Here is a 1,196-nt window from a genome sequence, read left to right as displayed (position 1 = left end):
CTCCTGCAGCGTCTTTTTGTTGACCTGATAGGGCAGCTCGTCGACGATGATGGACTGGCGCTGGCCCTTGTCGATGTCCTCGAAGTGGCACTTGGCGCGCATCACCACCTTGCCGCGGCCGGTGCGGTAGCCGTCCTTGACGCCGTTGATGCCGTAAATAATGCCGCCGGTGGGGAAGTCCGGCGCCGGCACAATTTCCATCAACTCATCGATGGTGGCCTCCGGGTTCTTCAGCATGTGCAGGCAGGCGTCGACCACTTCGTTGAGGTTGTGGGGCGGGATGTTGGTCGCCATGCCCACCGCGATGCCGCCGGATCCGTTGACCAGCAGGTTGGGCAGCCGGGTCGGCATGACCAGGGGCTCCTGTTCACTGCCGTCATAGTTGGGGCCGAAATCGACGGTTTCCTTGTCCAGGTCGGCCAGCAGTTCGTGGGCGATTTTCGACAGGCGGATTTCCGTATACCGCATGGCGGCCGCGTTGTCACCATCCACGGAGCCGAAATTACCCTGGCCGTCAACCAGCAGGTGGCGCAGGGAAAAGTCCTGGGCCATGCGCACGATGGTGTCGTAGACCGACTGGTCGCCGTGCGGGTGGTACTTGCCGATCACGTCGCCGACGATACGGGCCGACTTCTTGTAAGGGCGATTCCAGTCGTTGTTCAGCTCGTGCATCGCGTACAGCACGCGCCTGTGCACGGGCTTGAGGCCGTCCCTGGCATCGGGGAGGGCCCGGCCCACGATCACGCTCATGGCGTAATCGAGATAGCTGCGCCGCATTTCCTCTTCAAGACTGATGGGCAGGGTTTCTTTAGCGAACTGGGTCATGAGCGGCCTGGTTGGGATTTCGAGATTCTTGAGGAAAGCCAGCGATTTTAAGGCTTGAGTTTAAAGCGCCTACCTGTGGCGGGACAGCAACAAATGCTCAAGAATCTTATGTCTGTGTCAGACGAAGCCGATAGCGTGCTTGAAGGTTGAGACAGGTGTGGCACAATCGATGTAACGCTTTGAGTGATGGTCACTCACGGCGTGTAAATTACTAATCGCAGCAAGTCTGCGGCTTTTCTCTAGAGGAGAACCATGAAGAAACTCAACAAAGTGGCAATGTTGTTTGCTTCCGCAGCGCTTGTTACCGCCGCTGGTGCACAAACGATCGACAACTGGAAAAACGGCAACGGCGAGCTGGTCTGGAAAAACGG

1 protein-coding gene and 1 pseudogene are annotated in these 1,196 nt (G+C 58.2%); one reads left to right on the top strand and one right to left on the bottom strand.

The genetic code is table 11. From position 1 onward, the window contains the following. On the bottom strand, positions 1–825 hold an 825-nt coding region (locus tag AC1D0P_RS25835; RefSeq protein WP_477679334.1), incomplete at its 3' end, for a DNA gyrase subunit A. Between the two features lie 252 nt (positions 826–1,077). Between AC1D0P_RS25835 and AC1D0P_RS25830 the strand changes: the two are divergent. Next, positions 1,078–1,196 (top strand): annotated as a pseudogene (locus tag AC1D0P_RS25830) (outer membrane protein OmpA); the annotation flags it as partial.

This window comes from Polaromonas sp. P1_G2 (genome assembly GCF_056405515.1).
The sequence above is the reverse complement of the archived record's forward strand: the minus strand, read 5'-3'. Positions and strand labels throughout refer to the sequence as shown.